General features: G+C 69.8%; 21 protein-coding genes, 1 pseudogene and 1 riboswitch. Of the genes and pseudogenes, 9 read left to right on the plus strand and 13 right to left on the minus strand.

Going from position 1 to position 26,169, the window contains the following annotated elements; all coding sequences use genetic code 11:
- Positions 1-34 precede the first annotated feature (34 nt).
- From MYL53_RS07045 to MYL53_RS07065, 4 genes and pseudogenes are all read right to left on the minus strand, one after another.
- The gene (locus tag MYL53_RS07045; protein WP_247852907.1) at positions 35-421 is read right to left on the minus strand and encodes a tautomerase family protein; all 387 of its coding nucleotides are present in this window, start codon (positions 419-421) and stop codon (positions 35-37) included.
- A 48-nt stretch (positions 422-469) separates the two neighbouring features.
- On the minus strand, positions 470-907 hold the full coding sequence (locus MYL53_RS07050) for a GNAT family N-acetyltransferase (protein WP_247852908.1): 438 nt from the start codon (positions 905-907) through the stop codon (positions 470-472).
- A 6-nt stretch (positions 908-913) separates the two neighbouring features.
- The gene (locus MYL53_RS07055) at positions 914-1,771 is read right to left on the minus strand and encodes an MOSC domain-containing protein (protein ID WP_247852909.1); all 858 of its coding nucleotides are present in this window, start codon (positions 1,769-1,771) and stop codon (positions 914-916) included.
- A 37-nt stretch (positions 1,772-1,808) separates the two neighbouring features.
- Positions 1,809-2,521, minus strand: a pseudogene (locus tag MYL53_RS07065) (aspartate/glutamate racemase family protein).
- A gap of 190 nt (positions 2,522-2,711) precedes the next feature.
- On the opposite strand from MYL53_RS07065, the gene MYL53_RS07070 reads away from it, so the two are divergent.
- A complete protein-coding gene (locus MYL53_RS07070) occupies positions 2,712-3,620 on the plus strand; it encodes a DMT family transporter (protein ID WP_247852910.1) in 909 nt (302 codons plus the stop codon).
- Positions 3,621-3,688: 68 nt separating this feature from the next.
- Here the strand turns inward: MYL53_RS07070 and MYL53_RS07075 are convergent, their stop codons facing one another.
- The 5 genes from MYL53_RS07075 to MYL53_RS07095 all read right to left on the minus strand — a co-directional run bounded on the left by MYL53_RS07075 (position 3,689) and on the right by MYL53_RS07095 (position 9,664).
- A complete protein-coding gene (locus MYL53_RS07075; RefSeq protein ID WP_247852911.1) occupies positions 3,689-4,462 on the minus strand; it encodes an enoyl-CoA hydratase-related protein in 774 nt (257 codons plus the stop codon).
- A gap of 99 nt (positions 4,463-4,561) precedes the next feature.
- Positions 4,562-5,416: a 3-hydroxyacyl-CoA dehydrogenase NAD-binding domain-containing protein gene (locus MYL53_RS07080; protein WP_247852912.1), complete on the minus strand. Its 855-nt coding sequence runs from the start codon at positions 5,414-5,416 to the stop codon at positions 4,562-4,564.
- Positions 5,417-5,560: 144 nt separating this feature from the next.
- Positions 5,561-7,378: an acyl-CoA dehydrogenase gene (locus MYL53_RS07085; protein ID WP_247852913.1), complete on the minus strand. Its 1,818-nt coding sequence runs from the start codon at positions 7,376-7,378 to the stop codon at positions 5,561-5,563.
- 78 nt (positions 7,379-7,456) lie between these two features.
- Positions 7,457-8,860 (minus strand): MFS transporter, encoded by a 1,404-nt coding sequence (locus MYL53_RS07090; protein ID WP_247852914.1) that lies wholly within the window; start codon positions 8,858-8,860, stop codon positions 7,457-7,459.
- 165 nt (positions 8,861-9,025) lie between these two features.
- Positions 9,026-9,664: a class I SAM-dependent methyltransferase gene (locus MYL53_RS07095; RefSeq protein WP_247852915.1), complete on the minus strand. Its 639-nt coding sequence runs from the start codon at positions 9,662-9,664 to the stop codon at positions 9,026-9,028.
- Positions 9,665-9,702: 38 nt separating this feature from the next.
- Between MYL53_RS07095 and MYL53_RS07100 the strand changes: the two genes are divergently transcribed.
- From MYL53_RS07100 to thiC, 7 genes are all read left to right on the plus strand, one after another.
- Positions 9,703-10,083: a VOC family protein gene (locus MYL53_RS07100; RefSeq protein WP_247852916.1), complete on the plus strand. Its 381-nt coding sequence runs from the start codon at positions 9,703-9,705 to the stop codon at positions 10,081-10,083.
- Positions 10,084-10,156: 73 nt separating this feature from the next.
- Positions 10,157-10,537, plus strand: a complete 381-nt coding sequence (locus tag MYL53_RS07105) for a DUF4870 family protein (protein ID WP_247852917.1) — start codon at positions 10,157-10,159, stop codon at positions 10,535-10,537.
- A 3-nt stretch (positions 10,538-10,540) separates the two neighbouring features.
- The gene (locus MYL53_RS07110; protein ID WP_247852918.1) at positions 10,541-11,473 is read left to right on the plus strand and encodes a lysophospholipid acyltransferase family protein; all 933 of its coding nucleotides are present in this window, start codon (positions 10,541-10,543) and stop codon (positions 11,471-11,473) included.
- Positions 11,474-11,622: 149 nt separating this feature from the next.
- The gene (locus tag MYL53_RS07115) at positions 11,623-13,179 is read left to right on the plus strand and encodes an OpgD/OpgG family glucan biosynthesis protein (protein WP_247852919.1); all 1,557 of its coding nucleotides are present in this window, start codon (positions 11,623-11,625) and stop codon (positions 13,177-13,179) included.
- On the plus strand, positions 13,166-15,079 hold the full coding sequence (mdoH, locus tag MYL53_RS07120) for a glucans biosynthesis glucosyltransferase MdoH (protein ID WP_247852920.1): 1,914 nt from the start codon (positions 13,166-13,168) through the stop codon (positions 15,077-15,079). Before MYL53_RS07115 ends, mdoH begins: the two co-directional genes overlap by 14 nt.
- A 321-nt stretch (positions 15,080-15,400) precedes the next feature.
- On the plus strand, positions 15,401-16,069 hold the full coding sequence (tenA, locus tag MYL53_RS07125; RefSeq protein WP_247852921.1) for a thiaminase II: 669 nt from the start codon (positions 15,401-15,403) through the stop codon (positions 16,067-16,069).
- Between the two features lie 194 nt (positions 16,070-16,263).
- Positions 16,264-16,383, plus strand: a riboswitch (TPP riboswitch).
- Between the two features lie 76 nt (positions 16,384-16,459).
- Positions 16,460-18,379, plus strand: a complete 1,920-nt coding sequence (gene thiC / locus MYL53_RS07130; protein ID WP_247852922.1) for a phosphomethylpyrimidine synthase ThiC — start codon at positions 16,460-16,462, stop codon at positions 18,377-18,379.
- A 71-nt stretch (positions 18,380-18,450) separates the two neighbouring features.
- On the opposite strand, the gene MYL53_RS07135 is transcribed toward thiC, so the two are convergent.
- The gene (locus MYL53_RS07135; protein ID WP_247852923.1) at positions 18,451-21,009 is read right to left on the minus strand and encodes a heavy metal translocating P-type ATPase; all 2,559 of its coding nucleotides are present in this window, start codon (positions 21,007-21,009) and stop codon (positions 18,451-18,453) included.
- 162 nt (positions 21,010-21,171) lie between these two features.
- Between MYL53_RS07135 and MYL53_RS07140 the strand changes: the two genes are divergently transcribed.
- Positions 21,172-22,983, plus strand: a complete 1,812-nt coding sequence (locus tag MYL53_RS07140) for a sugar phosphorylase (RefSeq protein WP_247852924.1) — start codon at positions 21,172-21,174, stop codon at positions 22,981-22,983.
- A gap of 100 nt (positions 22,984-23,083) precedes the next feature.
- Here MYL53_RS07140 and MYL53_RS07145 read toward each other — a convergent pair whose 3' ends face one another.
- The 3 genes from MYL53_RS07145 to MYL53_RS07155 all read right to left on the minus strand — a co-directional run bounded on the left by MYL53_RS07145 (position 23,084) and on the right by MYL53_RS07155 (position 25,975).
- Entirely contained in the window at positions 23,084-24,310 is a 1,227-nt protein-coding gene (locus MYL53_RS07145) for a glycosyltransferase family protein (RefSeq protein WP_247852925.1), read from the minus strand.
- Entirely contained in the window at positions 24,307-25,221 is a 915-nt protein-coding gene (locus tag MYL53_RS07150; RefSeq protein ID WP_247852926.1) for an HAD-IIB family hydrolase, read from the minus strand. The genes MYL53_RS07145 and MYL53_RS07150 overlap by 4 nt, the downstream gene beginning before the upstream one ends.
- A 247-nt stretch (positions 25,222-25,468) precedes the next feature.
- On the minus strand, positions 25,469-25,975 hold the full coding sequence (locus tag MYL53_RS07155) for a porin family protein (protein WP_247852927.1): 507 nt from the start codon (positions 25,973-25,975) through the stop codon (positions 25,469-25,471).
- Positions 25,976-26,169 lie beyond the last annotated feature (194 nt).

Below are 26,169 nucleotides of genomic sequence, written 5' to 3' on the forward strand. Positions count from 1 at the left end.
AGGATTCATGACCCCGAGCAAAGTCGCGGTGCGGCTAGACCTCCACGCGATAGGTGAGATCGCGGGCCTCGTCACCGGTCATGCCGCGAAAGCCCCAGCAGTGTGGCGGCTGTTCCTTGAGGATGATCTCCACGTCCACCGGGGCGATGCCAAGCTCGGTCTCGATGTCCGCGAACAGGCGCTTGATCAGCGCCTTCTGGGTCTCTTCCGTGCGACCGGCCATCATGTTGATCTCGATGACGGTATAGGCGTCGCTGCGCCCGCCGGGCGCGAAGAGGTCCTCCGCGTCCATGGGCATGAAGCGCTGGGCCCGCTTGTCCTCGGGCATGCCGAACACGTCCATCATGCAACCGTGGATCACCGCCGACAGGCGGGTCTTGATGGGGTCCAGACGATGGCGAAGGCCATAGATCACGATCATGTCATTTCCTTATGAAGAGGGGCCTCCCTCATGAAGACCCCGAGTGGCTCATCCGGCCGCCGCCAGGCGACATTCCATGCCGATCAGCGGTGGCGCGTGCAGCAGCGTGACGAAGCCGTGGCGGCGATAGAGCCGCACGGCCGGGCTGTCGGCGAACACCTTGAGGCGCAGCGCCTCGAGCCGACGCTCGCGGATCCGCGCCTTGACGGCCTCGAGCGCCCAGGCACCGAGCCCGGCGCCGCGCCGATCGGCCACGATCTGCAGGTCCTGGAGATAGCCGATGCCCTCGCCGTAGTGGAGACGCAGATAGCCCACGCGGGCGCCTTCGCACCACAGCAGGTGGTTCTCGCCGGCGGCCCAGTCGGCCTCGAACGCTTCCGGCTGCCAGTCAAGGCCATGGCGTTCATAGGCCACACGCATGTTGGCCAGCACCAGGGCGGCGGCCCAGTCACGGTCCGACGCACGGGCCGGGCGCAGCGACGGCACCGCGCCTCAGCCCCGGACCGTCGCCGACGCGTCATCGCCGACGTGCAGCGTCTGGCCCACGCCGTCGAGGGGGATGGCGTTCTGACCGAAGAAGGCACCCTTCCAGCCCGGCTGGGTGTCCATCTCCACCAGCGTCTTCAGCGGCTCCTTGGGCACCGGTGCCTCGCCGGTACGCTGATCCTGGGTGATGATCTTGCAGCGCTTGCACGGCTTGCGCAGCCCCAGTCGGACGCCTGAGCCGAGCGCCAGCTCGTCCCAATCGATCTCGGCGAAGGGCCCCTCTCCCTCGACCACGAGATTGGGCCGAAAGCGGCTCATCGGCACGGGGTCCAGACCCTTCTCGGCGAGGCGCTCGTTCAGCCGCTCGAGGGAGGCCTGATGGGCCACCAGCAGCGGATAGCCGTCGGGAAAGGCGGTGTGGGCCGATTCGCCGCGCAGATAGTCGGCCTCGACCTCGCGACGGCGCTCCTCGGGGAAGCGCACCAGGCGCAGTTCGCCGTCCCGATCGCCCTGCTCGCCACCGCCCAGCACGGCGGTCAGCCATTCGGCCGCCTCGACGCCCTCGTCCAGCGCCTCGCAGGTGTCCTTCCAGATGCTGACCTCGAGGTGCTCGAGCCCGTGGCGCGCCAGCGGCACCGCCAGGGGCGCGGCCTCGGGATGCTCCAGCATCAGGCGGCTCGGCTCGAGGCGCACCGTGACCCGGGCCATGGCGGGGCGCTCGCGCTGTGTGACGAAGCGGCCGCGGGCGTCGACGACCATCCAGTGGCGATCGAAGGCCAGGCCGCGCTCGGTGAGCGTGGCCTCGTCGAGGGCGACGCCGCGCAGCGACTTGACCGGATAGATGTTGAGCTGGGTGATGCGCATCCCTGCCTCCCTGGCGTTGGTGTAAGCCGTCACTCTATCAAGCCCGCTCGCCCTTTTCCTCGGCCAGCACGGCGGCCACCGCGGCCTCGGCGTGCAGCGCCGTGGTGTCGTAGAGCGGCACCGGGGTATCGTCCTGGCCAACCAGCAGCGCGATCTCGGTGCAGCCGAGGATCACCGCCTCGGCGCCGCGGGCGTGCAGGTCCGCGATGATCTCGAGATACGCCGTCTTCGAGGCCGGCTCGATGCGCCCCTGCAAAGCTCCTCGAAGATCACCCGATGCACCCGCTCGCGCTGCTCGGCCTGCGGCACCAGCACCTCGATGCCGAAGCGCTCGCTGAGCCGGCCCTTGTAGAAGGCCTGCTCCATGGTGAAGCGCGTGCCCAGCAGCCCCACCCGACGCACGCCGTCCTCGCGCAGCCGCTCGGCGGTGGCATCGGCGATATGCAGCAGCGGGATCTCGGTGGCGGCCTCGATCGCCGGCGCCACCTTGTGCATGGTATTGGTGGCCAGCAGCAGGAAGTCGGCTCCCGCCGCCTGCACCCTCCGCGCCGCGTCGGCCAGCCGTTCGCCCGCCTCGTCCCAGCGATCCGCCTGCTGCAGCGTCTCGATCTCGGCGAAGTCGACGCTGTAGAGCGCCACCTTCGCCGAGTGGAAGCCGCCCAGCTCGCGCTTCACGCCTTCGTTGAGGGCCCGGTAGTAGCTCTGGGTGGACTCCCAGCTCATGCCGCCGAGCACGCCGATGGTCTTCATGGTCACCTCCGTGTGGAATCATCGCCCCACAGCGATATCACGACCGCCGGCCTGCGCGCCAGCGCCGTCATCGGCGGCGAACGGCGACGGGACGGCACTAACCGTCACAGGCCCTCGCCCTTCCCTGCCGATGGACGGGCGATTAACCTGCCATGACACCTTGCTTCCCGCTCGCCACCTGGACACCGCCATGAGCCCGGCCGACACCCTCCGCCTGATCCTGCTTTCCTCGCTGTGGGGGATGTCGTTCATCTTCATGCGGGTCGCGGTGCCCGAGTTCGGCCCGGTGCCGCTGATCCTGGTGCGCATGGGCGTAGGCGCGCTGCTGATGCTGCCGCTGCTGCTCGGCGTTCGCTACCTGCGCCTGGTGAGGGACAACGCCGGCAGGCTGATGCTGCTGGGGCTGGTCAACCACGTGCTGCCGTTCTCGCTGCTGGCGCTGGCCACCACCCGGCTGGAGGCCGGCTTCACCTCGCTGATCAACGCCACCACGCCGCTGTTCACGGCTCTGCTCGGCGCGCTGTTCTTCGCCACGCCGGTGTCGCGGCGCCAGTATCTGGGCCTGGCGCTGGCCTTCCTCGGGGTCTACGTGCTGTCCGCGGACCGGCTGGACTTCGCCCTGGGCGGCGACGGCTGGTTCATCCTCGCGGTGCTCGGCGCCACCTTCTGCTACGGCATCGCCACCAACTACTCCAAGACCTACCTGTCCCACCTGCCGGTGCGGGTGCTGGCCGCCGGCAGCTGCGCCATGTCCGGGCTGATCCTGCTGCTGCCGGGCCTGTGGCTGTGGCCCGAGGCCCGGATCAGCGGCCTCGGCTGGGCCAACGGCCTGGCACTGGCGGCCTTCAGCACCACCCTGGCCTTTTTGCTCTACTTCGGGCTGATCGCCAGCGCCGGGGCCACCGCCACGTCTACCGTGACCTTCCTGGTGCCGGTGAGCGCCCTGCTGTGGGGCTATGTGCTGCTCGACGAGACGCTGAGCCTGCAGATCCTGGCCGGCATGGCCATCACCCTGGCCGGCACCGCCATCGCCACCGGCGTGCTACGCCTCGGCTGGCCGGCGCGCCTGGCCGGGCGCCGCGACCGACGCCTGGACTGACGCCGGAGAAACAGGACGGCCGTGGCGTCACCGCCACGGCCGTTGATGCTGCGCAGGGTGCGCGACGCTCAGAAGTTCGGCTTGCGCTTCTCGACGAAGGCGCTCATGCCCTCGCGCTGCTCGTCGCCGGCGAAGCACAGCGCGAAAAGGCTGACTTCCAGCGCCAGGGCGCTGTCCAGGTCCTGGTCCAGGCCGTCGTGGACCGCCTGCTTGGCGCTACGCACCGCCTGGGGGCCGTTGCCGCCGAGCTGCTTGGTCAGCTCGGCGGCGTAGTCCTCGAGCTCGGCCTGGGGCATCACCCGGTTGACCAGGCCGATGCGCAGGGCCTCATTGGCGTCGATCTTGCGCCCGGTGGTGACCAGGTCCAGCGCCACGGCCGGACCGACGCGGCGCGGCAGGCGCTGGGTGCCGCCGAAACCCGGAATCACTCCGAGCAGCACTTCCGGCTGGCCGAACACGGCGTTGTCGCTGGCCACCGCCCAGTCGCAGGCCAGCGCCAGCTCGCAGCCGCCGCCCAGACAGAAGCCGTTGACCAGCGCCACCACCGGCACCGGCAGCGCCTCGAGCCGCTTGAGGGTGGCCTGGGCCTGGCCGGCGAAGTCACGGGCCTCCCCGGCGCTCTTGCCGCGCATCTCGGTGATGTCGGCGCCGGCCACGAAGGCCTTCTCGCCGGCGCCGGTGATCAGCACCGCACGCAGGTCGTCGCGGGCTTCGAGATCGTCGAGCGTCGCCGCCAGGGCGGCCAGCACCTCGCTGTTCAGGGCGTTGAGTGCCTTGGGACGGCTGATGGTCAGGCGGACCACGCCGCCGTCGTCCTGCACCTCGATCGGCTGCTCGCTCATGATGGCTCCTCGTGACATGGCTCGTGATATCGAAAAAGACGCAACGCTCTCACCCTAGCGAACGCTTGGTAGAGCGACAATCGCGGCTTTGGTCGGGGGTCAGGAAGCATCATAGACGTGGAAGCCGCGCCCGCTCTTGCGGCCCAGGAAGCCGGCATCGACCATGCGCCGAAGCAGCGGGCAGGGCCGGTACTTGGGATCGCCGAAGCCCTCCTGCAGCACCTCCATGATCGCCAGGCACACGTCCAGGCCGATCAGGTCGGCCAGCGCCAGCGGGCCCATGGGATGGGCGGCGCCGAGCTGCATCGCCTGGTCCACCGCCTCCGGCGTGGCCGCACCCTCCTGCACCAGGAACGCCGCCTCGTTGATCATCGGCACCAGCAGACGATTGACGGCGAAGCCCGGCGAATCCCCCACCCGCACCGCGGTCTTGCCCAGCGCCTCGGCCAGCCGCTCGACGCGCTCGACGGTGGCATCATCCGTCTGCTCGGCGCGGATCACCTCGACCAGCGTCAGCACCGGCACCGGGTTGAAGAAGTGCATGCCCACCACCCGCTCGGGGCGCTCGCAGACGCCGGCCAGCCGGGTCAGCGACAGCGAGGAGGTGTTGGAGGCCAGGATGATGTCGTCGCCGAGCGCGCTCATGTCGCGGAACAGCCGCTCCTTGAGCGCGGGGTTCTCGGGCGCGGCCTCGATGATCACTTCACAGTCGGCCAGAGTCGCAATCTCGGTGGTGCCATGCAGCCGATCCAGGGCCTCGGTGCGCGCGTCCTCGCTCAGCCGCTCCTTGGCCACCAGCTTGCCGAGCCCCTTGTCGATGCCGGTCCGCGCGCGCTCGATCGCCTCCTCGGCCACGTCGAACAGGCGGACCGTGAAACCGCCGCTCGCCAGCACCTGGGCGATGCCCTGGCCCATGGTGCCGGCGCCCACGACGCCGATCGGTTGTTGACTCATCGCTGCCTCTCCCTCGCTTGGGTGGACTCGCCCACCGAACACGTCCGGCGAGCATTCGGAGCAGCATGCACCGCTCCTGTGTCGCGGTCGAGTCAGGCCCGCCTGCGCTGACATCACGCTGGCAGGCTCCCCCCTTCGCCGGGCTTAGAGGTGTTCGGGATTCAGCGCCGCCAGGCCGCCCATGCCGGCTTCGATCGCCGCCAGCCGGGCGCGGCCCTCCGGTAGCCACTGGCGCAGGCCGAACTCTGCCGCGGCGAGCTTGGCGCGATAGAAGTCGGCGTCATCGGTGCCGTCGGCCAGCGCCGCCTCGGCGCGCAGGGCCGAGCGGCCCAGCTGCCAGGCGCACAGCACGTGGCCGGTCAGGGAGAGAAACGGCGTGGCATGGGCCTGCACCGCGTCCGCGCCGCGTTCGGGATCGGCGCCCTGGGCCAGCACCAGGCCCATGGCGGTGCGCAGATCGGCCACGCCGCCGGCCAGACTCTCGCCCAGCGGGCGCAGCTCGGGGCTGACGGCAAGCGCCTCCGCCGTGGCCTCGACCTCGTCGGCCAGTCGGCTCAGCGCCGCGCCGCCGTCGCGGGCGAGCTTGCGGCCGGCCAGATCCAGCGCCTGGATGCCGTTGGTACCCTCGTAGATCGGCGCGATGCGCGCGTCGCGCAGCAGCTGGGCGGCGCCGGTCTCCTCGATGTAACCCATGCCGCCGTGGACCTGCACCCCCAGCGAGGCGATCTCCACCGCCTGATCGGTGGAGAACGCCTTGACCACCGGGATCAGCACCTCGACCCGCGCCTGGGCGGCCTGGCGCTCGGCCTCATCATCGGCGTGGCGAGCCCGGTCCATCTGCGCCGCGCAGGTCAGCGCCAGGGCGCGCAGCGCATCGGTGCGGGCGCGCATCGAGAGCAGCATGCGCTTGACGTCCAGATGCTCGGCGATGGCGCAGGGCGCGCCGTCGCGGCGGCCCTGCACCCGCTCCAGGGCATAGCCCCGCGCCTGCTGGCAGGCGCGCTCGGCGACGCCGATCCCCTCGATACCGACCTTGTGACGGGCCTCGTTCATCATGGTGAACATGTGGTTGAGTCCGCGACCGAGCTCGCCGACCAGATAGCCGATGGCGCCCTCGCCCTCATCTCTTACCTCGCCCCGCCCCTCACCGAAGCTCAGCGAGCAGGTCGGCGAACCGTGGATGCCGAGCTTGTGCTCGAGCCCGGTGCAGGTCACGTCGTTGCGCGCGCCGAGGCTGCCATCTTCCTCAACGAGATACTTGGGCACCAGGAACAGCGAGATGCCCTTGTTGCCCTCGGGGGCGTCCGGGGTTCGCGCCAGCACCAGGTGCAGGATGTTCTCGGCGGCCTCGTGCTCGCCCCATGTGATGAAGATCTTCTGGCCCTTGAGTCGATAGCGGCCGGTGGCATCATCGAGGGGCACGGCCAGGGTGCGCACCTGGGAGAGATCGGAGCCGGCCTGGGGCTCGGTGAGATTCATGGTGCCGGTCCAGCGGCCTTCCACCAGCGGCGGCAGATAGCGCGCCTGCTGCGCCTCGCTGCCGTGGCGGGCCAGCGCCTCGATGGCGCCGGCGGTCAGCATCGGACACAGCCCCAGCGCCATGTTGGCGCCGTGCAGCATCTCCTGCACGGCGCTGGCGACGGTCTCAGGCAGGCCCTGGCCGCCGTGTGCGGCGGCGACGCCGATGCCGTTCCAGCCGCCTTCGGCGTAGGCGCGGTAGGCCTCGGCGAATCCCTCGGGCAGCGTGACGCCGCCGTCCTCGCGGCGCCGGCAGCCCTGACGGTCGCCGACGGCATTGAGCGGCGCCCAGACGTCACCGGCCAGCCGGCCGGCCTCCTCCAGTACGGCGTCGACCAGCTCGGGGCCGATCTCCTCGAAGCCGGGCAGGGAGAGCGAACCGTGCTCGAGCAGTTCCTCGAGCACGAAGCGAAGGTCGCGAAGCGGCGGCGAATAGGGCGTCATCGGGGCACCTCGAAAGCTGAACGTTCCGCGAGCCTAGATTCACGACGGCTGATGAACCATTAGCCGTAGGTCGCCCCCTCAGCCGTGGCTCGCCCGAGCCAGGCCCTCTTCCTCGCCGCGCTCGGCCGGCGTCGTATCGTCGAAATAGGCGATATGCGGCTCATCGGGCGGCGGCGGGCCGACCAGCGGTTCGGCCACCTCCACATCGGGCACCGCCTCGGAGAGGTCCTCGACGTGCTCGTGCTCCAGCGCGCCCTGGACCCACTCCTCGGTGACCGCCAGCTCGGCGCCGACCGCGCTGAGCGGGGTGGAGGGCGAGAACGGCGCCACCGGCATCGGCGCCGGGCGCACGCTGCGCCGCCAGGCGAAGAAGGCCACCAGCGCCACGCCCAGCGCGCCCAGCGACCAGAACAGTCCGCTGTCACCGAGCACCGTCATCACCGGCGAGATCAGCGGCGGGCTCAGGGTCGCGCCGACGGCGTTGATCAGCAGCAGGCCCTGGCTCATGCGCACCAGGGCTCCCGCCGGGGCGCGGTCGGCGGCATGCCCCACCGCCACCGGATACAGCGAGAAGACGCCCCCGCCGAGCAGGAACAGCAGCGCGGCGAGCCCCCAGGGCGGCAGCGGCAGGAAGAGGATGCCCGCCGAGATCAGGGCGCAGAAGCCGCCGATCCCGATCAGCACCAGCTGGCGGTCGTGACGATCCGACCAGCGCCCCACCGGGTACTGCAGCAGCATGGCACCGAGCACCATCACCGCCATCAGCTGGCCGACCCGATCCACGCCGAAGCCGGTCCGCTGCAGATAGAGCGGCAGCAGGGTGTAGACCGCGGCCACCGCCAGCCCCGAACCGAAGCTGCCCATCACACCGGTGGGCGTCAGGGTGATCAGGCGCAGCGGCGACAGCGGTTCGGCCTTGTCGATCAGCGGCGTGACCCGCGGAATCATCGCCATCGGCAGCACCGACAGCGAGGCCAGCAGGCCGATCACCATGAAGGGAGCGGTAGGCCCCATGGCATCGGTGACGCCGAGCAGCAGCTGTCCCAGCACCCCGGCGGCGTACAGCGAGATCATGTACAGCGCCAGCAGGCGGCCGCGCACCGTGGCATCGCCGGCGGTCAGCAGCCAGCTCTCGATGACCAGGAACACGCCCACCGTGGCCCAGCCGCCGATCAGACGCAGCACGAACCAGGCCGCGGGATCGAAGAACAACCCCTGCAGCAGCACGGTCACCGCCACCAGCGAGGCGAAGCTGCCATAGGCGCGGATATGGCCGATGGCCAGCAGCAGGCGGTCATTGAGCATGGCACCCAGCGCCAGGCCGATGAAGTAGGCCGACGACACCCAGCCGATCACCACCGGCGACTCGCCCGCGGCATCCAGGCGCAGGGTGATCAGGGTGGCCAGAAAGCCGTTGCCGATGCCCAGCACGAACAGTCCGAGCAGCGGCCCCAGGGCCATGAACAACAGCTGGCGTGACATGCGCACGGGCCTCCGACGGCAGCAGCAAACGACACCGCCGGGGCCGGCGGTGGTGAGAATTCGCGGGCGAATATACGCCCCGCGGCAGGCACCGCCAATCCTTGCCGAAGCGTTTTTTCACGACATTTCGATGACGATAACGGCGCGTTATCGAATGAAGTTCGTTTACGTTCGCTGCAGCAATACGACATCGGCGCTCGGAAAGGCCACGCTCAGGCCATGGCGCTCGGCGAGCCAGCGGAAGCTCGCCTCGTCGAAGAAGCAAACATGGGTCGGATCGAGGATGTAGTGCCAGCCGGGGAAGGCCTCGTCCGGCGGCACCCGTTTGGTCATCAGCCCCAGCCAGCCGCCGGGCGCCAGCAGGCCGATCAGGCGCTCGAGCTCGGCGCCGGGCGTGAACAGGTGCTCGACCACCTCGGTGGCGGTGATGAAGTCGTAGGTGCGCTCGAGGGCCGCCGTGTCCGGCGCGTAGAAGGCATCATAGATCGCCATCCGATGGCCGGCCTCCTCGAACATCACCGACAGCGTCGGCCCGGGGCCGGCGCCGAAGTCGAGCCCGCGGGCCCCGGGCGGGAGCTCCGCCGCCAGCGGGTCGAACAGCCGCGACAGGAAACGGCGATAGCCGGGATCGTCCGGGGAGTTCTCGTGCTGGTCGTAGACCGCCTTCTCCTCCGCCGGCCCGAGGCGCTGATGGGCCGGCACGAACACCAGCGCACAGCACCGGCAGCGGCGGTAGTCGCGCCGCGCATCGCGATGGTAGGGCCCATGATCGGTGGATGCGCATAGCGGACAGGTCGGCATCATCGTATTCTCTGTGCAGGACTCACTTTCAGGAGGCATGCATGCTGTCAGGTCTGGACCATCTGGTCATCACCGTGACCGATATTACCCGCGCCGTGGACTTCTACACCCGGGTGCTGGGGCTGGACGTCCGCTATCGCGACCGAGAGCGCGTGGACCTGATGCTCGGCGACATGGCCCTGCGCCTGCACTGGACCGCCACCGACATCCAGCCACGGGCGGCCACGCCCACTCCCGGCAGCCTCGACCTGTGCCTGCGCAGTCAGCTGCCCCTGGACGAGGTCCAGCGCCACCTTGAGGCGCTCTCCGTCGAGGTCGAACTCGGCCCGGTCAGCCGCCAGGGCGCCAACGGCGAGCTCGAGTCGCTCTACCTGCGCGACCCCGACGGCAACCTGCTCGAGATCAGCCGGCCCAAGCGCTGACGGCCGACGGTGGCATCGCCATCCCAGGCCAGTATCATGGGCGCCACGATTTCCATCCCCGCAAGGACGACCGATGAACGAGCATGATCCCGCGCGCCGCGACGCCGTGGTCGCCGACGACACCCGCACGCCCGACACCACCATGGCGATGGTCGTCTATGCGCTTTACCTGGCCAGCTTCGTGGTGGGCTTCACCTCGGTGATCGGCGTGGTGATCGCCTACGTCTATCGCGGCAAGGGGCCGACCTGGCTCGACGAGCACTATCGCTATCAGATCCGCACCTTCTGGATCGGCCTGCTCTACGCCGCGCTGGCCTCGCTGCTGACCCTGGTCGTGATCGGCTTCCCGCTGCTGATCGCGCTGGCGGTATGGATGATCATCCGCTGCGTGAAGGGCTTCAAGGGCCTGCAGGAGAAGCGCGCCCCGGACAACGTCGACACCTGGCTGATCTGATCCATGGCCGAGACGCAACACCCCCAGGGACGCCTGCAGGCCCGGCTGATCGCCGGCCTGTGGCGCGCCCTCGCCAACTGGAAGCCCGCCTCGCTATGGCGCCTGGCGAACGTTATCGGTCCGCTGATCCAGGCCGGCAGCCGCCGCGAGCGCCGGGTGACCCGCATCAACCTGGCCCAGGCCTATCCCCGCGCCTCCCAGGCCGAGCGCCGCCGCCTGGCGCGGCAGAGCCTGGTCCACTCCAGCGCCACCATGCTCGAGCTTGGGCTGGCCTGGATGGGCGACCCCGAGAGAGTCGAGGCCAGCATTCTCGAGGTCCACGGCCGCGAGCTGCTCGACGAGGCCCGCGCCGAGGGACACGGCGTGATCGTGCTGGCCCCCCACTTCGGCAACTGGGAGGTGCTCAACTTCTGGCTGTCCGGGCACTTTCCCTTCACCGCCATGTACGAGCCGCCCAAGCTCGCCCCGCTGGACCCGATCATCCGCCACGGACGCGAGCGACGCGGCGCCGAGCTGGTGCCGACCAACCCGCGTGGCGTGGCGGCGCTGCTCAAGGCGCTCAAGCGCACCGAGACGGTCGGCATCCTGCCGGACCAGACGCCGGGTTGGGGCAGCGGCGTCTTCGCCCCCTTCTTCGGCCGCCCGGCCTACACCGCCACCCTGCTGCCCAAGCTGGTGGCGCGTACCGATGCTCGTGTGGTCACCGGCGTGGCGAAGCGACTGCCCGGCCGCGGCTTCGCGCTGCACTTCCTGGCCGCCGACGAGCGCGTCTATTCCACCGATGAAGCCACCTCGGCCGCCGGGGTGAACGCCTGCGTGGAGGCCGCCATCGCTCTGGACCCGGTCCAGTATCAGTGGGAATACAAGCGCTATCGCAAGACCCCCGAGGAGCTCGAGGGCCGCGCCGACTGGAAGCGCTTCCGCGTCTACAAATAGCACCTTGGGCACCGCGGGGCGGAACCATCCCGGCGGCGCGCTGACCAACCCCGGTACGCTTTTCACGATAATCATACTCATAACACGACACGACCCCCTGGACCGGCTCGCGCAGGGAATGCCGGCGGGATTCCAAGGAGAGTCACCTCATGACATCGCTGTTCCGTTTCCTGGCCCTCTCGCTGGGTACGACGCTGGCCATGGAGGCCAGCGCCGGGCCCGCCGCCGAGCAGGGGCTGTTCGACCGTGTCACCGACCGGGCCGAGCGTCTGGCCGACGCGCCCTATGAGGCGCCGGACGCCGACCTGCCGCCGGCGCTGACCGAGCTCGACTACGATACCTACCGCCAGATCCGCTTTCGCCCCGACCGGGCACTCTGGCACGACGACGGTCTGTTCGAGGTCCAGCTGTTCCATCCCGGCTTCCTCTACGACCAGCCGGTCGCGCTCAACCTGGTCGATCAGGACGGCGAGGTCAGTCCGCTGCCCTTCGACCCATCGCGCTTCCGCTACGATGGCGAGGCCGCCAAGCTGGCCGATCTCGACGCCGAGGCCCTCGGCGATCTCGGTTATGCCGGCTTCCGCCTGCACTACCCGCTGAACAGCGGCGACTACCGCGACGAGTTCATGGTGTTTCTCGGCGCCTCCTATTTCCGCATGATCGGTCGCGATCAGGGCTACGGCCTCTCGAGCCGCGGGCTGGCCATCGACACCGGCGCCCCCCGCGGCGAGGAGTTCCCGGCCTTTCGCGAGTTCTGGCTGGTCGAGCCCGGCCCCGAGGACACGCACCTGACGGTCTATGCCCTGCTCGACAGCCCGTCGCTCTCCGGCGCCTATCGCTTCGAGATCGCCCCCGGCGAGCCGACCACGGTCGAGACCGAGGCGCGGCTGTTCGCCCGCGAAGACGTGGCCAAACTCGGCATCGCGCCGCTGACCAGCATGTACCTGCACGGTGGGCTCGGAAACTACCCGGCGGACGACTATCGCCCCCGGGTCCACGACTCCAGCGGCCTGGCCATGCAGACCGGTGACGGCGAGCGCATCTGGCGCCCGCTGAGCAATCCCGAGACGCTGCACCTGTCGAGCCTGCAGGACACCTCGCCCCAGGGCTTCGGACTGATCCAGCGGCCGCGCCGCTTCGATGCCTATCTGGATGCCGAGGCCCGCTACGAGACGCGCCCGAGCGAATGGGTCACGCCGCTGGGCGACTGGGGCCAGGGCCGCGTCGAGCTGGTCGAGATCCCCTCCGACAGCGAGGCCAACGACAACATCACCGCCTACTGGATCCCCGAGCAGCCGCTCGAGGCCGGGCAGTCGCGGACCTTCCGCTACCGGCTGAGTACCCTCGGCGCCACCCCGCCCGACCAGCGCCTCGCCCATGTGCTGCGCTCGCGCCAGGGCTGGGGTGCCACGCCGGGGCAGGACGATCCGCCTCCCGCCAGCCAGCGCGTCTTCATCGTCGACTTCCAGGGGCCCACGCTCGACGGCCTCGAGGCCGACCAGCCGGTGGAGCCGCGCCTGAGCACCTCCAGCGGCGAGCTGATCGAGCCCCGCGTGCAGCGCCTGCCCGATCACACCTGGCGCGTCAGCTTCCGCCTCGCGCCGGAGGACGGCACGCCGGCCGACATGCGCCTGGCCCTGACCCTGCACGGCGAGCCGCTGACCGAAACCTGGAACTATGTCTGGTATCCCGATGAGCGCCGCTGATTCCCGCAACGCCGCGGCGCCCATTCCCTGGCGCCGCACCCGCCGCTGGGCCGTCGCCCTGCTGATCGCCGCCACCACCGCCCTCGGCGTTTGGACCATGTTCCGCATCCTCCACGTCGGCGGCCTGACCCCGCTGGAGCTGGCGGTCCTGGCGCTGTTCGCGGTGACCTTCGGCTGGATCGCCGTGGCCTTCTGGAGCGGCCTGATCGGCTTCGTCCTGAGCCTCGCCGGGCGCGACCCGCTGAGCCTGGCCCGGGCCGGCTCGCCCCGGCCGCCCGACGACGCCCGCTCGCGCACCGCCCTGGTGATGCCAATCCACAACGAGGACGTCGAGCGGGTCGCCGCCGGCCTCGAGGCGACCTGCCGAGACCTGCCGCCGATCACCGAGCGCCGGCACATCGAGGCCTTCGTGCTCAGCGACAGCACCGACGAGGCCGTGGTGGCCGAGGAGAAGGCCGTCATGGCGGCGCTGCAGCGGCGGCTGTCCGGCCATTGCCGGGTGCACTACCGCCATCGCGATAGCAACGCCGGCCGCAAGGCCGGCAACCTCGGCGACTTCTGCCAGCGCTGGGGACAGCGCTACGATTTCATGCTGGTGCTCGACGCCGACAGCGTGATGAGCGGCGATACCGTGCACGAGCTGATCGCCCAGATGGAGGCCAATCCGCGCCTCGGGCTGCTGCAGACGGTGCCGATTCCCGTGCGCCAGGACAGCCTGTTCGGGCGCACCAACCAGTTCGCGGCGGCGGTCTACTCGCCGATGCTGGCCGCCGGGCTGAGCTTCTGGCAGTCCGACGCCGCCAACTACTTCGGCCACAACGCCATCCTGCGCGTGGCGCCCTTCATCCGGCATGCCGGCCTGCCCGAGCTGCCCGGGCGCCCGCCGCTGGGCGGCGACATCCTCAGCCACGACTTCGTCGAGGCCGCGCTGCTGCGGCGCGCCGGCTGGGAGGTCCGCATGCGCACCGACCTCGGCGGCAGCTTCGAGGAGATGCCGAGCCATATCCTCGACTACGCCAAGCGCGACCGACGCTGGGTCCAGGGCAACCTGCAGCACCTGCGCCTGCTCGGCGCCGGCGGCCTGCACATGGTCAGTCGCGTGCACTTCCTGTGCGGCGCGCTGGCCTATCTGTCATCGCTGGTCTGGCTGGCGATTCTCGTGGTCAGCACCGCCGATGCCCTGCTGCGCGCCCTGATCGCACCCAACTTCTTCACCTCCAATGCCCAGCTGTTCCCGAACTGGCCGATCGCCCCGCCCAACCTGATCATGCCGCTGCTCGGCGGCACCCTGGCGATGCTGCTGATGCCCAAGCTGCTGGGCGTCGTGCTGGCCCTGTGCCGGTCGCCGTCCCGCTACGGCGGGCGCGGCAGGCTGGTCGCCAGCGCCCTGCTCGAGGCGCTGTTCGCGATGCTGATCGCGCCGCTGATGATGGTCTTCCACAGCCGCTTCGTGATCGAGGTCTTCAGCGGCCGCACCGTGGCCTGGAACCCGCAGTCGCGCGAGGGGCGCGCCCTGCCCTGGCGCGAGGCGCTGCGCCATACCTGGCCGGGCACCCTGGCCGGCGCCCTGTGGGCCGGCATCACCTGGTGGGCCACGCCGACCTTCTTCTGGTGGCTGACGCCGGTATGGCTCGGGCTGATGCTGGCCGCGCCGCTGGTGCGCTGGAGCAGCAGCCTGACGATCGGGCGTCGCCTGCGCCGGTGCGGCCTGCTGCTGGTGCCCGGCGAGACCGCCCCGCCGGCGGTGCTCGAGGCCAGGCCGGCCTCGCTGGATCTCGAGCAAGCCGATGACCCCGCCGCACCGCCGGCCGAGCGCCCCTGCGAGATGCCGATCCAGTCCTTCGGCCGCCACTGGGCGGGGTCGGCGAGCGCCGAGGCCCGCGCCGTCCAGGGCGAGTGACCGTCGAGCGGCCGGAGCGACGACGGGGATGTTCGTCGCCCGCCAAGCTGCTAGACTCGGCCCATTCGCTTGACGGGGTGCCGGTGGAACCGGCTGAGATGGCGCAGGTTCGCGCTCGACGACGTTCGAGACAGAGCCCAGCGCTGGTCCCGTGGAACCTGATCCGGGTGGGTGTGGCACGCGCCGCACGTGAACCGGCGTAGGGAATCAGGCGGTGGGCCGGCGCGCCCTCCTCGTGCGCCGCCCCTACCTCCCGTTTCCCCTGCGCTCGTGCGCCATGCACGCCCTCCGGCATCCGCTCTCAACGGAATCGGAGGCAAGATGGGCCGTCGTTTCAGTGATCTCACCGCCGCCTGCCAGGCCGACTGGCGCGCTTACACCGAGCATGAATTCGTCCGCGCCCTGGGCGCCGGCACGCTCGAGGCGGACGCCTTCCGCCACTACCTGCAGCAGGACTACCTGTTCCTGATCCACTTCGCCCGCGCCTACGCCCTGGCCGCCTACAAGAGCCGCGACCTGGACGAGCTGCGCCAGGCCTTCGATGGCCTGAAGACCATCCTCGACGTCGAGCTGGACCTGCACCGCGGCTTCTGCCGCGAATGGGGCATCGGCGAGAACGACCTGGCGGCCCTGCCCGAGGCCCGGGCCACCCTGGCCTACACCCGCTTCGTGCTCGACGCCGGCAGCCGCGGCGACCTGCTCGACCTGCGCGTGGCGCTGGCCCCCTGCCTGGTGGGCTACGGCGAGATCGCCAACTGGCTCGAGGCGCAGCCGTTCACCGTGCGCGGCGACGCCAACCCCTATGATGCCTGGATCGCCATGTACCAGGGCGACGACTTCCAGCAAGCGATGCACGCCGAGATCGCCTGGTTGGACGCGCGCCTGGCCGAGGTGACGCCGGCGCGCTTCGACCAGCTGGCGCGACTGTTCCGCGACGCCACCCGGCTGGAGATCGACTTCTGGCAGATGGGGCTGGATCGCGCGGACTGATTTAGCGGCAAGCTGGCCGTTGAGACAGGAATCGCCGAGGAAGGCCTCCGAGGAGGCGCTGTGAATACTTCCCTGTACGCTACCGACGCCATCCCTGGCGTAGGACCTCCTCTTCGGCCTTCCCCGGCTCGGCGGCGAGCCCGGACCAAACAGACAACATGATGCAATAAGGCCCGCCACCACGGCGAGCCACACCACGCTTGACGGGGTGCCGTTGAAGACGGCTGAGATCATGCGGCGCGAGACGCCCGAGCATGGATCCCGTTGAACCTGAACTGGCTAGGACCAGCGTAGGGATCAAGCGACACGCGGCGGCGCCTCGGCGTCGGCCGCCCCTGTCCTCCCCGACGGTCCTCCCTGACGAACCATTCAAGCCAAGGGAGCACGACCATGAGCAAGACCACCCATTTCCTCAACGAGAGCGCCCGCGTCGACGCCGCCGCCGTGGCCCCGCTGCCCGGCTCGCGCAAGGTCTTCGTCGAAGGCTCGCGGCCCGATATCCGCGTGCCCTTCCGCGAGATCGGCCTGTCGCCGACCCGCACGTCGGGGGCGGATGAAGAGAATCCGCCACTGCTGGTCTACGACACCTCCGGCCCCTACACCGATCCCGAGGCCGAGATCGACCTGCGCCGCGGCCTGCCCGAGCTTCGCCGCGGCTGGATCGAGGCCCGCGACGACACCGAGTTCCTCGACGGCCCGACCTCCGAGTACGGCCGCCGCCGCGCCAACGACCCGATGCTCGCCCCGCTGCGCTTCGAGCTGACCCGCGCACCCCGCCGCGCCAAGGAAGGGAAGAACGTCACCCAGCTCCACTATGCCCGCCAGGGCATCATCACCCCGGAGATGGAATTCATCGCCATTCGGGAGAATCAACGTCGGCAAGCCCTCGGGACCGAGGAGGTCGAACGCATCCTCGGCCACCAGCATCCGGGCGAGGCCTTCGGCGCCCGCCTGCCCCAGGAGATCACCCCGGAGTTCGTGCGCGACGAGGTGGCCGCCGGCCGCGCCATCATCCCCAACAACATCAACCACCCGGAGTCCGAGCCGATGATCATCGGCCGCAACTTCCTGGTGAAGATCAACGGCAACCTGGGCAACTCGGCGGTCACCTCCTCCATCGAGAACGAGGTCGACAAGATGACCTGGGGCATCCGCTGGGGCGCCGACACCATCATGGACCTGTCCACCGGGCAGAACATCCACGAGACCCGCGAGTGGATCATCCGCAACGCCCCGGTGCCGATCGGCACCGTGCCGATCTACCAGGCGCTGGAGAAGGTCAACGGCGTGGCCGAGGACCTGACCTGGGAGGTGTTCCGCGACACCCTGATCGAGCAGGCCGAACAGGGCGTCGACTACTTCACCATCCACGCCGGCGTGCTGCTGCGCTACGTGCCGCTGACGGCGAAGCGCACCACCGGCATCGTCTCCCGCGGCGGCTCGATCATGGCCAAGTGGTGCCTCTATCATCACCGCGAGAGCTTCCTCTACGAGCACTTCGAGGAGATCTGTGAGATCTGCAAGCGCTACGACGTCGCCTTCTCGCTAGGCGACGGCCTGCGCCCGGGCTCGGTGGCCGACGCCAACGACGAGGCCCAGTTCGCCGAGCTCGAGACCCTGGGCGAGCTGACCCGCATCGCCTGGCAGCACGACGTCCAGGTGATGATCGAGGGCCCCGGCCACGTGCCAATGCACCTGATCAAGGAGAACATGGACAAGCAGCTCCGCGAGTGCGACGAGGCGCCCTTCTATACCCTCGGGCCGCTGACCACCGACATCGCGCCCGGCTACGACCACATCACCTCCGGCATCGGCGCGGCGATGATCGGCTGGTACGGCTGCGCCATGCTCTGCTACGTGACCCCCAAGGAGCACCTGGGGCTGCCCAACAAGGACGACGTCAAGACCGGCATCATCACTTACAAGATCGCCGCCCATGCCGCCGACCTGGCCAAGGGGCATCCTGCTGCGCAAAGGCGTGACAACGCGCTGTCGAAGGCGCGCTTCGAGTTCCGCTGGGAGGACCAGTTCAACCTCGGCCTCGACCCGGACACCGCCCGCGAGTACCACGACGAGACCCTGCCCAAGGACTCGGCCAAGGTGGCCCATTTCTGCTCCATGTGCGGGCCCAAGTTCTGCTCGATGAAGATCAGCCAGGAGGTCCGCGATTCGGTCTTCAAGGACGGGGCCACCGGCAACGGCCTCGACGGCGACCCTGAGTGGGTAGAACGAGAGACGGTGGAGCGCGGCATGGCCGAGCAGGCCGAGAAGTTCCGCAACCAGGGCGCCGAGCTGTACAGGGAGGTCTGACCTCGCGCCTTGACGCAGAACGCCGCGCCGGCGGATTGCCGGCGCGGCGTTTTTCATGCGGCCAGACGAGTTCAGTGTGCCGCGGGCGAGGCGGCAACGGCCGCGTCGTCTTCCGTCACGTCACTCCCGCCAGGCGCGAAGCGCAGCAGCCGCAGGGCGTTGAGCGTGACCAGCACGGTGGCGCCGGTATCGGCCAGGATCGCCAGCCACAGCCCGGTGATACCGAGCACGGTGGTGACCAGGAACAGCCCCTTCAGCCCCAGGGCGATGGCGATGTTCTGACGGATGTTGGCCATGGTCGCCCGCGCCAGCCGGATCATCGCCGCCGCGTCGCCCACCCGGTTGCGCAGCAGCGCGCCATCGGCGGTCTCCAGCGCCACGTCGGTGCCCGAGCCCATGGCCACGCCCACCTGGGCGCTGGCCAGCGCCGGGGCGTCGTTGATGCCGTCGCCGATCATCATCGTCCGCTCATGGCCGGCCAACTCGCGGATCGCCTCCACCTTGCCCTCCGGCAACAGCTCGGCGCGGCGCTCGATGCCGAGGCGTCCGGCGATGGCCGCCGCGGTGCGATCGTTGTCGCCGGTCAGCATCACCGACCGCACGCCCAGCGCCGTCAGCGCCTGCACGCCTGCCACGGCATCGGCCCGCGGCTCGTCGCGCAGGGCGATCGCTCCCAGCACCACGCCGTTTTCGAGCGCCACGATCACCGTCTTGCCCTCGCCCTCGAGTTCCTCGATGCGCGCGGCCAGCGCCTCGGCCAGCGTGGCGCGCTCGGCCGCATGGCGCGGCGCGCCGACGAAGCCCCTACGCCCCTCGATCAGCGCCTCGATGCCCTGCCCCGGCACCGCTCGGGCCTCGCTGACAGGCGAAGGCGCGACGCCGAGCGAGTCCGCGTGCTCGACCACCGCCAGCGCCAGCGGATGGCTGGCGTCGCGCTCGAGGCTCGCCGCCAGGGCGATGACATCCTGAGCGGCGACATCATTGCCCGCCGGCACCACGTCGGTCACCCGCGGCCGGCCCTCGGTCAGGGTGCCGGTCTTGTCGAAGGCGACCGCCTCGGTGCGGGCGGCGGCTTCGATCACCGCGCCGCCCTTGAGCAGCAGCCCGTGCCGGGCGCCGCTGGAGAGCGACGAGGCGATCGACGCCGGCACCGAGATCACCAGCGCGCAGGGGCAGCCGATCAGCAGCAGCGCCAGGCCGCGGTAGGTCCACTCGCTCCAGGCGCCGTCCATCGCCAGCGGCGGCACCACCGCGACCAGCGCCGCCAGACCGACCACCGCCGGCATGTAGACGCGGCTGAAACGGTCGATGAAGCGCTCGGTAGGCGCCCGCGCCTCCTGGGCCTCCTCCACCAGCCGGATGATGCGCGCGATAGTGTTGTCCTCGGGCGGCCGGGCCACGCGCAGCCGGAGCACGCCGTCATGGTTGATCGAGCCGGCGAACACCTCGTCGCCCTCGCCCCGGTCCCGCGGCACCGACTCGCCGGTCACCGGCGACTCATCGATCGCCGAGCGGCCCTCGAGAATGGTGGCGTCGGCGGGGATGCGGTCGCCGGGGCGCACCACCACCACCTGGCCGACCGCCAGATGTGACGCGTCCACCGTGCGCGTCTCGCCGTCGGCGGTCTCGAGCCGCGCTTCCCTGGGCACCAGCTCGGCCAGCGCGCGGATACCCGAGCGCGCCCGGTCGGCGGCCACGCCCTCGAGGATCTCGCCGATCGCGAACAGCAGCACCACCATGGCCGCCTCCTCGGCGGCGCCGATGATCAGCGCGCCGCCGGCGGCCAGGGTCATCAGCATCTCGATGGTGAACGGCATGCCGACCCGCGCCGCCGTCACCGCACGCCTGGCGATCGGCGCCAGCCCGATCAGGCAGGCTGCGAAGAAGGCCCAGTGGGCGAGCTCGGCGCCGAGCGTGACCCACAGCAGCGTGGCCACGGAGAGCGCGACGCCGGTGGCCAGCACCTGGCGCCCCTTGGCGGTGGCGAACCAGCGCTGCCTGGGAGGGGCGTCGTTCGTCTCCGCCGCGTCTTCGTGAAGCGTGGCGTCATAGCCCAGCCGGCGCACGGTGGCGGTGACCGTCTCCGGCGAGGTCCGGTCCTCGTCCAACGACAGGCTCAGCGTCTCGTTGATCACCGAGACGCGGATGCCATCGACGCCGGGCAGCGCTTTCAGGGCGCCGCGAATCGTCGCCGCGCAGCTCGGGCAGTCCATGCCGCTCACGCGCCAGGTCCGGGATGCTCCCGCGGCCTGGATCATGGTCTCGTGGTCGTGGTCGTGGTCGTGGTCGTGGTCGTGGTCGTGGTCGTGGTCGTGGTCGTGGTCGTGGTCGTGGTCGTGAACATGATCACCGCCACAGCAGCCGCCCACGGCCTGGCTCGCGCTCGCCGGCTGCTGGAGATGCACGCCATAGCCCAGCCGCTCGACCAGCGACTCCACGGTCTCCGGCGCCGTCCGCCCGGCCTCCAGATCGAGGGCCAGCGAGCCCTGCATGACCGATACCCGCACGTCGTTCACGCCGTCCAGGCGCTCCAGGGCGCCACGGATCTTGCCGGCACAGCTCGGGCAGTCCATGCCCTCCACCCGCCAGTGGTGTCGGCGGAAACCGGCGTCGGCGGCGTTGCACGCCATGATGACCTCCTGAAACGTCTCGTCTTCTGAATGAGCACCAGCCTAGAGCCTGTAGCCGCTATAGACTCAAGGCAGCGGGGCAACGCTTCCAGATTCCTCGAACGTGGACAGATGGCACGCGGCCTGCATGCTTATGGGAAAATCCACCAAGAGGCCATCGCCATGCCGGAACCCTCTCTATCGACGCCGCTGGCCGCCGAGGCCTTCCGCGAGCGGGCCCACCGCCACCTGACGATGCTCTACGGCCCCCGCGCCGACGAGGTGCTGCGTCGGCTGCTCACCCTGCTGGCGCATCAGGCGCCCATGACGCCCCCGGATGGGGAAACACCGCCCGCCCGGCCGCTGTGGAGCGAGCGCGACCAGTGGCTGATCGCCTACGGCGACAGCCTGGTCGACGACGAGCACGCTCCGCTCGAGGTGCTCGACGACTTCCTCGCCCATCGGCTCGGAAGCACCTTCAGCGGCGTGCACGTGCTGCCCTTCTTTCCCTGGAGCAGCGACGACGGCTTCTCGGTCATCCACTACCGCGAGGTCGACCCGCGGCTGGGCGACTGGCCCGATATCCGCCAGCTGGCCAGCCACCACGACCTCGGGATCGACCTGGTGCTCAACCACGTCTCCCGCGAGTCGCTGTGGTTCGCCGACTATCTGGGCGGCAACCTGCCGGGGCGCGACTACTTCATCGAAATGGACCCGGAGACCGATCTCTCGGCGGTGGTACGCCCGCGCAACTCGCCGCTGCTGGTCAAGGTGCCGACCCGCCGCGGCCCCCGCCACCTGTGGGCGACCTTCTCGGAGGACCAGATCGATCTGAATTTCGCCAACCCCGACGTGCTGCTGGAGTTCGTCGGCATCCTGCTGTTCTACCTCTGTCAGGGCGCGCGGGTGATCCGTCTGGACGCTATCGCCTACCTGTGGAAGGAAGTCGGCACCTCCTGCATCCACCTGCCCCAGACCCACGAGGTGGTGCGGCTGCTGCGCGCCATCACCGACCATGTGGCACCGGGGGCCCTGATCCTCACCGAGACCAACGTGCCGCACCGCGAGAACATCAGCTACTTTGGTCTCGAAAGACAGGGTCTTGGAGGTCAGGGTCTGGAAGATCAGGGCCTCGAGCAGGCCGGCACGACACCGGACGAGGCGCACCTGGTCTACCAGTTCCCGCTGCCGCCGCTGCTGCTGCACACCTTCACCAGCGGCGAGGCCGGCACCCTGGCGGCCTGGCTGCGCAGCCTGCCCGAGCTGCCGCCGGGCTGCAGTTTCCTCAACTTCACCGCCAGCCACGACGGCATCGGCGTGCGCCCGCTGGAGGGCTGGCTGCCGCCCCACGAGGTCGAGGCACTGCTCGAGCTGATGCACCGCTTCGGCGGCTTCGTCAGCATGCGCACCAAGGACGACGGCGAGGACTCACCCTACGAGATCAACATCACCTGGTTCGATGCCATGAAGGGCACCCGGCGCGGCGCCGACCCCTGGCAGATGCCGCGCTTCCTGTGCAGCCAGCAGCTGATGCTCGGCCTGCAGGGCATTCCCGCCCTCTACCTGCACGCCCTGACCGGCACCCTCAACGACATCGAGGGCATGGAGCGCAGCGGCCGGCTGCGCTCGATCAATCGCCACAGCTGGGACCGCGGCAGCCTGGAGCGGCTGCTCGACAGCCGCCACACCTCGACCCATCAGGCCTTCACCGCCCTGACGCGGCTGCTCGAGGTGCGCCGCGACGAGCCCTGCTTCCACCCCGACGTGCCCCAGCGGGTGATCGAGACGCCAGCGGCGCTGCTGGTCGTCGAGCGCGGCCCGCTGGACGACGGGCGCCGGCTGCTGGCGATCCACAACGTCACCGACCGCCCCCAACCGCTGGCGCTGGAGGAGCTGAACGAAGGCGTGTGGCGGGACCGACTCGACGGCGAGGTCTGGCAGTCGGAACACGCCCTGCCGCCCTACGGCGCCCTGTGGTTGGTCAACCAGCCATAAGCTGGAAGACAGCGCAAAGAACACCGCCCCCATGGCAAGCCAATGGGGGCGGTAATTCTTCCGGCTTCCAGGCGCGAAGCGCCGCTCTTCGAGCTTCCGGCTACCGACCTGGGCCCGGAGCGTTATCGGCCTCGACCACCTCGGCCATGCGCGGCAGCAGATCGGGAATGGCCGCCCGCACCCGGTTCCAGCTGGGAATGAAGGGACGCTCGCCGGGGTTGTCGAGGAACACGCCGCCGGCCTCGAGCAGGTTGGTGGCGAACAGTTCCACCGCCCGCTCCTCGCTGTGGCGATCCAGGCTCAGGCCGTTCATCCGCGCGTCGTGGTCGTAGGCCTCGATCAGGTCCAGCGCCATGCGGTAGTAGGTGGCCTTGAGGGTGCGGAAGCCCTCGGCGCTGAAGGTCACGCCCTGGGTCGCCAGCTTGCGGTAGAGCGCCTTGGCGATATCCAGGCTCATGCGGTTGAGCCCGCCGGAAGCGTCCTCCTCGGAGACCGGCTGATGCTTGTGGTCGTAGCTGTCGGCGAGGTCCACCTGGCACAGGCGGCGGGTGGAGTAGTTGCGGTGCACCTCGGAGAGCACGCCGATCTCGAGCCCCCAGTCGGCGGGGATGCGGATGCCGTCGAGCACCTCGGTGCGCATGGCGAACTCACCGGACAACGGATAGCGGTAGCAGTCCAGGTACTCGAGGTACGGCAGCGGCCCGAACATCTGCTTGAGCGCGCGCAGCAGCGGCGTAACCATCAGCCGAGAGACACGGCCGTTGAGCCGCCCGTCGGCGATGCGCGGGTAGTAGCCCTTGCAGAACTCGTAGTTGAAGTAGGGATGCGCGACCGGATAGAACAGCCGCGCCAGCATGCCGCGGTCGTAGGTGAGGATATCGCAGTCATGCAGGGCCACCGCCTCGCTGCGCCCGGAGGCCTGCACGTAGCCGGCACAGTACCAGACGTTGCGGCCCTTGCCCGGCTGCTGGGGCGCGAGGCCCTGCGCTTCCAGCTCGGCATCCAGCGCGCGCAGGCCCGGACCGTCGTTCCACAGGATGCGGTGGCGCTGGGGCAGCCGCGAGAAGAACTCGCGTGCCCGGTCGAACTGGTCGCGATCGGCGCGGTCGAGGCCGATCACGATCTCCGAGAGATAGGGCACCTCGGCCAGCTGATCGACGATATTCGCCAATGCAGGCCCCTCGAGCTCGGAATACAACGACGGCAGGATCAGGCTCATCGGCCGCTGCGTCGAGAACCCCACCAGATCAGCCTCGAGGGCCTCGACCGGCCGGCGGGTCAGGTTGTGGAAGTCGGTGATGATGCCGTTCTGATGGAAATCGCTCATGCGCTGACACTCCCCACTCGGTCGTTATCGTTGTCGGACGCCATCAGCGCCGGCTCGCACCGGCGCTCGCCTCGCCCCCACCAGTGGTCCACCCCCTCGGCCCAGCCGGCCGGGCCACTTTCCCGGCTGCGGTAGAGCGCAGGCTGATTCGGCGACACCTCCAGGCCGTGGCAGCCGCGGATCACCACCGCCTGGTCCACCGCCTCGAGCATGGCGATGTCGTTGGGGCCGTCGCCCAGCGCCAGGGTCAGCGGGCGCACGCCGCGCAGGGCCGCAAAGCGCTCGCTCAGCCAGCGCACCGCCTGGCCCTTGTCGGACTCGCCGGTGGCATGCCAGAAGCGCCCGCCACGCACCAGATGCAGGCCGTCCCCGGCCAGGCCCTCGCGGAAGGCCTCCAGCTGCGCCTCACTGTCGTCCCACACCAGCGGCTCACTGCCCTCGCGCATCCGCGCCAGGCGCGCTTCCTCATCGCTGAGCCCGGTGAAGGCGACCAGTTCGTCGAGCGGCATCTCGCTCATCGGCGTGAAGCGCAGGCCCAGCCGCTCTCGCCATACGACAAGGCGCTGGCGGATGAAGCCGATATCGACACCCAGGGGCTTGATCACCAGCCCGTCAGGGCCGGGCATCCGTTCCAGCCGGGCATGGCACCAGGCGGCGGGCAGCCCCACCACCGCACCGTTCTCGGCCACGAAGGGAGTCTCGGTGAGGTCCAGGGCATGGCGCAGGGCCAGCAGTTCACTGCGCGTCTTGCTGGTCACCGGGATCACCGGCACACCCGCCTCGTGCAGCCGCGACAGCCACTCGACGGCCGGCGACCAGTCGTAGGTCTCGTGATCGAGCAGCGAACCGTCCAGGTCGGTGAAGAGCAGCCGCGCGCCGGAGAGATCGGGCCGGGAGGATGGGGATGACATGGCAGCACCTTTCGTGACCTTGTTCCCCAAGGCATTGCAGGTAACGTGCCAAACGGGCTTCGAGCAGCGCGGTGGCAGGCCTGGTGAGCATCGTCGGCGATCCGCCGGCCGCCTCGCATGCACCATGAAAAGGCGGCCGTCTCACGACAGTGCAGCGATTCGCCCTATCGAGAAACGCCTGGCCACCGAGTGCCCCACGAAAACGCCCCGCCGGTGGCGGGGCGCTTGGCCGATCGAGAAGGCGCGATCAGAAGTGGTAGGTGGCGCCCAGGCTGATGGCGTCGAAATCGTAGTGGGACTTGTCGAGATAGCGCATGTAGTCGGCGTCCAGCGAGAGGTTCGGCATCAGCGCGTAGCTGGCGCCGCCGCCGTAGGAGACATCGCTCTCGGAGTCCGCGCCGTCGAACTCGACCTCGGTGGCGCCCAGCAGGCCGTAGAGCTTGAAGCGCGGGGTGATCGGCAGCATGCCCTTGGCGTAGCCGCCGGCCAGGTAGTCCAGATCCAGGTGGCCGTCGGAGCCGCCGGTGCCGAACTGGCCTTCCAGGGCGAAGTAGTCGTTGAAGGCGACGCCGGCCCGCAGACGCAGCCCGGTGCTGTCGCGATCGTCCGCGCGGCCGTCCGGGTCGAGCTCCCAGAACAGCGCATCGGCCCCGACGTAGGGGCTCGGCTGATAGGTCATGGGGCCGCTCTGGGCCTGGGCACTGGTGGCGGCCACCAGACAGGCCGCCGCGACGGGAATCAGCAAGGTCTTCATGGGATTTCTCCAGTTAGGAAACAATGTTTCCCTGCGCAGGGACAGTCTGGAACAAAACGCTTCCGGACGCCATCCCGGACGCTGACGCGGGTCATGAGACCGGCTCCGGCGCCCTCGCTCTGGCCTGAAGCCAAGATAGGGAATATCCTCATCTAACGTGCAAGACGCGCCCCGTCACAGGGAGAAAGCGTCCG

The organism is Halomonas getboli (assembly GCF_023094245.1).
Classification (GTDB): Bacteria; Pseudomonadota; Gammaproteobacteria; order Pseudomonadales; family Halomonadaceae; genus Halomonas; species Halomonas getboli.